This is a genomic window from Gordonia aurantiaca (assembly GCF_039939235.1).
Classification (GTDB): Bacteria; Actinomycetota; Actinomycetes; order Mycobacteriales; family Mycobacteriaceae; genus Gordonia.
In genome coordinates this window covers 1-6102 of record NZ_JBDUUF010000028.1, presented here as the reverse complement: position 1 = coordinate 6102, position 6102 = coordinate 1, and the positions used below count along the sequence as shown (strand labels likewise).

Here is a 6102-nt window from a genome sequence, read left to right as displayed (position 1 = left end):
CAAGACGATCGCCGCCCTGGCCCGCGTCGCCGAGGCCGGCGCGCAGATCCCGGTGCTGGAGGAACTGCCCGGCGGCGGCGTCGGCGAGGCACCGCTCACGCCGATCATGCACTGGATGATCGACGACCTCCGGCACTACGACCGGTTCTCGCAGGCCGTGCTCGTCTCGCTGCCCGGCGACGTCACCGAGACCGCGCTGCAGGCAACGATCCAGGCGGTCCTCGACCACCACGACGCGCTGCGGTCCCGACTGGTTCGGACCGCCTCGGGTGCCCGTGTCGAGATCGCTCCGCAGGGCGCGGTGTCGGCGGGCGACCTGCTCACCCGCGTCGCCGTCGACGCACAGCCGGGCACGGACGCGTTCGCCGACGTCGCCCGTGCGAACCTGCACCGCGCGGCCGCCGAACTCGACGTCGAGAACGGCACCACCATGCGGTTCGTGTGGTTCGAGTTCCCCGGCGGCACGCCGGGCCGCCTGCTCGTCGTCGCCCATCACCTGGTCGTCGACGGCGTCTCGTGGCGTGCCCTCCTCCCGGACCTCGCCCTCGCCTGGTACCGGGTCACCGAAGGTGCGTCCGTCGATCTCTCGGCCGTCGGCACCTCCTTCCGGCGCTGGGCCACGGCCCTCGTCGAGGAGGCGCCCGCCCGTTCGGAGGAACTGCCGTTGTGGCGGCGGATGCTCGCCGAACCGGATCCGGTTCTCGGCTCGCGTCCTTACGATCCCGAGCTCGACACCGTCTCGACGATCCGGGACCTCCGGGTGGAGCTCGACGGAGACGTCGCCGCGACCGTGCTGGGTCGCCTGCCGTCGATCGTCCACGGCTCGGTCAACGACGGCCTGCTCGCGGCGCTCGCACTCGCCGTCGCGCGGTGGCGGCGGGATCGGGGAGTGGTCTTCGACGACGTCCTGGTCACCCTCGAGGGCCACGGTCGCGAGGAACAGGCGGTGCCCGGCGCCGACCTGACCAACACGGTCGGCTGGTTCACCAGCTCGTACCCGGTCCGCCTCGGCCTGACCGGCATCGATCTCGACGAGGCGTTCGCCGGCGGTGCCGCCGCCGGTTCGGCGCTCAAGCGCATCAAGGAACAACTGCTGTCGATCCCGGATCACGGTATCGGCTACGGCATCCTGCGGTACCTCTCCGAGGATTCGGCGTCGGTCCTCCGTGACCTGGCCCGCCCGCAGATCGGCTTCAACTACCTCGGCCGGGTCTCGACCTCCGGTGACGAGGCCGCGGCGTGGGCGCCCGACACCGGCGTCTCCGACCTCGGTGGCGTCCGCGACGACGAGATGTCGGCGCCCGCAGTGCTCGACATCAACGCGTCCGCGGTGGACACCCCCGAGGGCACCCGACTCGGCGCCACGTTCTCCTACGCGAGCGACGTGCTCACCGAGGAGCAGGCCCGCGAGATCGCCGATGCGTGGATCGAGGCGCTGCGCGCTCTCGCGGCGTACGCCCAGACCCCGGGCGCCGGTGGCCTGACCCCGTCGGATCTGCCGCTGGTCTCGCTCGACCAGGCCGGCGTCGAGCTGCTCGAGGCACGCCATCCCGGCCTCGCCGACGTCTGGTCGCTCTCCCCGCTGCAGGAGGGTCTGCTCTTCCATGCGCAGTTCGCGGGCGAGGACCTCGACGCCTACATGGTGCAGACCGTCCTCGACCTCGAGGGCGACGTCGACCCCGATCGTCTCCGGGCGGCGGGCCAGGCCCTGCTGCGCCGGCACGCCAATCTGCGGGTCGCCTTCGACACCGTCGCAGGCGAGCCCGTGCAGATCGTGCCCGCCGATGTCGAACTCCCGTGGGAGCACGTCGATCTGAGTGAAAGCGATGATCCCGAGGCGGCGTTCGCCGAACTCCTCGCCGCCGATCGTGCGCGGGGCTTCGACATGGCGACACCGCCGCTGCTCCGGTTCACGCTGGTCGACCTCGGCGGGTGCCGTCACCGGATGCTGTCGACGAACCACCACGTGCTCCTCGACGGCTGGTCCACGCCGCTGCTGCTCAAGGACCTGCTGTACCTGTACGCCACCTCGGGTGACGCCTCGACGCTCGCGGCGCCCGGCGAGTACCGCGACTTCCTCGCATGGCTCGCCACCCGGGACCGCGACGAGTCCCGCGCCGCCTGGCGCGAGGCGTTCGCCGGGCTCGACGAACCGTCCCTGCTCGCCGCCGGCGAGGGCGACGGCTCGCTCGACTCGGCCGACCGGGCCCGGTTCCTGCCCGTCGAGGTGACCGCCCAGCTGACCTCACTGTCCCGCGAGCTCGGCGTCACGATGAACACGCTCGTTCAGGCCGCGTGGGCGGTGGTGCTCTCCGCACTCACCTCCCACCGCGATGTCGTCTTCGGCACGACCGTCTCCGGACGACCCGCCGACCTGCCCGACGTCGAGACGATGATCGGCCTGTTCATCAACACGCTCCCGGTGCGGGTGACGGTCGACCCGTCGCTGACCCTGTCGGAGCTGCTGGGCCGGATTCAGACCGAGCAGGCCGCCCTGCTCGACCATCATCACCTGGGACTGGCCGAGATCCAGCACGCCGTCGGACCGGCCGCCGCGTTCGACACGCTCACGGTGTTCGAGTCGTACCCGGTCGACCAGGAGGCGCTGGCCCGCGCCACCGACATCGACGGGATGCGCGTGACCGGCCTGCGCGGCATGGACTCCACGCACTACCCGCTCACGCTGGTCGCCAGCATGACCGACCGTCTGCACCTGCAGATGAAGTACCTGACCGGCATCTACGGCGCCGACGACGTGGAAGCGCTGCTCGACCGGGTGTCGCGGGTGCTGACGGCCTTCGTCGAGACCCCGGGACAGCGGATCGCCGCGCTCGACATCCTCGACGACGCCGAACGCCGTTCGGTCCTCACCGAGTGGACCGAACCCGGCGTCGAGGTGCCGGCGACCACGCTCGCCGCGGTCTTCGCCGAGCGCGCAACGCAGTTCGCCGACCGGACCGCGGTGAAGGCCGACGGCGACGAGCTCACCTACGCCGAACTCGCCGATCGGGTGAACCGCCTCGCGCGGGTGCTGATCGCCGAGGGCGTCGGCCCCGAATCGATGGTCGCGGTGGCGATGCCGCGGACCACCGACCTCGTGGTCGCACTCCTCGCGGTCATCTCCGCCGGCGGTGCCTACGTCCCGGTGGACGTCACCTATCCGCAGGACCGGCTGGCGTACATGTTGTCCGACTCCCGTCCGGTGGTCGTGCTCTCCACGACCGGCGACGCGGCGTCGTTGCCGGACAACGACGTCCCGACGATCCTGCTCGACTCGGACGAGATCGCCGCACGGCTGGCCGAGGTCCCGGCCACCCCGGTGACCGACGCCGACCGGCGCGGCGTGCTCACGCCGCAGCACCCGGCGTACGTCATCTACACGTCGGGTTCGACGGGCCGGCCCAAGGGCGTCGTGGTGCCGCACGAGAACGTGCTCACGCTGATGACCGACACCCAGATCAAGTTCGGGTTCGACGAGAACGACGTCTGGACGATGTTCCACAGCTACGCCTTCGACTTCTCGGTGTGGGAGCTGTGGGGGCCGCTGCTCTACGGCGGTTCGCTCGTCGTCGTCGACTACGCGACCTCGCGGTCGCCGGAGGAGTTCCTGGAACTACTGCGGCGCGAGCGGGTCACGGTGCTCAACCAGACGCCGTCGGCGTTCTACCAGCTCGCGGAAGCCGAACGCGTCGAAGGGGAGAAGTCTGTCTCCGGCACGGCCGGGGAGGACACCGACCTGCACCTGCGGTACGTGATCTTCGGCGGTGAGGCCCTGGACCTCGGTCAGCTCGACCGGTGGTACGCCCGCCACGACGAGACGATGCCGCGTCTGGTCAACATGTACGGCATCACCGAGACGACGGTCCACGTCAGCTACCTGCCGCTGGACCGGCGGTTCGCGGCCGAGTCCAAGGCGAGCGTCATCGGTCGCGGCCTGCCGGGCATGGGCGTCTACGTCCTCGACTCCCGCCTCCGGCCGACCCCGGTCGGTGTCGTGGGCGAGATGTACGTCCACGGCGGACAGCTGGCCCGTGGTTACCTGGGCCGGCCCGACCTGAGCGCCACCCGCTTCGTCACGAACCCGTTCGGGGAGCCGGGCGAGCGGATGTACCGCACCGGCGACCTGGCCCGCTGGAACGCCGACGGTCAGCTGGAGTACCTGGGCCGCAGCGACTTCCAGGTGCAGCTGCGCGGCTTCCGCATCGAGCTCGGCGAGGTCGAGTCGGCGTTGCTGCGCTACGACGGCGTCGCGGCCTCCTCGGTGCAGGTGCGCTCGCACGAGAGTCTCGGCGATCATCTGGTCGGGTACGTGGTGCCCGAGGCCGGGGCCACGATCGAGGTCGACGAACTCCTCGACTTCGTCGGTGGATTCCTGGCCTCCTACATGGTCCCGTCGGCGATCGTCGTCATGGAGTCCTTCCCGCTGACCGCCAACGGCAAGCTCGACCGCCGTGCTTTGCCCGAACCCGACTTCCTCTTGGGCGCAGCGGAATTCGTCGCGCCACGCAACGCTGTCGAAGAGGCGATCGCGCAGGTCTACGCCGACGTCCTCGGTGTCGAGCGGGTCGGCGTGCACGACGGATTCTTCGACCTCGGCGGCAACTCGCTGGTCGCCACCCGCGTGATCGCGCGGATCAACGAGGCGCTCGGCGCCGAACTGAGCGTCCGCGCACTGTTCGACTCGCCGACCGTGGAGGCGCTGGCCCAGCAATTCGAGCACACCGATGCCCGACGCGCCGGCCGTCCGGCGCTCGTCGCGACCGAGCGTCCCGACCGCGTGCCGCTGTCGCTCGCACAGCAGCGCATGTGGTTCCTGAACCGGTTCGAGCCGGACTCGGCGGCCTACAACATCCCGCTGGCCATCCGGCTCTCCGGCCGCCTCGACGTCGACGCGCTGCGCGCGGCGCTCCAGGACGTCGTCGCCCGGCACGAGTCCCTGCGGACCGTCTACCCGGACTCGGTCGACGGCCCGTCCCAGGTCGTGCTGCCGGCCGCCGACATCGAGGTCGACCTGACCCCGGTCTCGGTGTCGGAGGACGCCCTGACCCCGGCGGTGTTCGAGGTCTTCGGCGCCGGATTCGATGTCACCGCCGCACCTCCGCTGCGGGCGCGACTGTTCCGCGTCGGCCCGGACGACCACGTCCTCGTGGTCGTGGTGCACCACATCAGCGCGGACGGCATGTCGATGGGGCCGTTGGCCCGCGACGTCATGCTGGCCTACACCTCGCGGGCCGCCGGTGGGGCGCCGCAGTGGTCGCCGTTGCCGGTGCAGTACGCCGACTACGCGATCTGGCAGCGTGACCTACTCGGCTCCGAGGACGATCCCGAGTCGCTCATCAGCCGTCAGATCGGTTTCTGGACAACGGAACTGGCCGGTCTTCCGGACGTGCTCGACCTGCCGACCGATCGCCCGCGGCAGGCAACCCGCACGATGCAGGGCGGACGTCACGCCTTCCGTCTCGACGAGAACCTCCGCCGGGCCGTCGACGAACTGGCCCGCAAGAACGGTGCGACGCCGTTCATGGTCCTGCACGCGGCATTCGCGCTGACCCTGTCGAAGCTGTGCCGGGAGACCGACATCGCGATCGGCACCCCGGTGGCGGGTCGTGGTGAGCAGGTGCTCGACGACCTGGTCGGCATGTTCGTCAACACGCTGGTGCTGCGCGCCGAGGTCGACGCCGACGTCACCTTCGGCGAACTGCTCAACCAGGTCCGGCGCCGCGACCTCGCCGCCTTCGAACACACCGACGTGCCGTTCGAGCGGCTCGTCGAGGTGCTCGACCCGGTCCGGTCCACGGCGCATCATCCGCTGTTCCAGGTGTCGCTGGCGCTGCAGAACCAGGAACGCACCGAGTTCGAGCTGCCGGGGCTCGCCGTCTCCGGCTTCGATCCGGGCGTCGAGGTCACCCAGTTCGATCTCGCCCTGACCCTCGGCGACGCGATCACCCCCGACGGGTCTCCCGACGGGATGTACGCCTACTTCACGTATGCGACCGACCTGTTCGATTCCTCGACGGTGGCCGGTTTCGCGGAGATGTTCACGCGGGTGTTGTCGGCGGTCGCCGACGATCCGCAGACGGTGGTGGGCGACATCGACATCGC

Annotated in this window: 1 protein-coding gene; it reads left to right on the top strand. The window is 70.6% G+C overall.

Annotated features, from left to right (window positions below; all coding sequences use genetic code 11):
- The coding region (locus ABFT43_RS22570; protein ID WP_347962470.1) for an amino acid adenylation domain-containing protein at window positions 1–6102 on the top strand (6102 nt) is incomplete at both ends.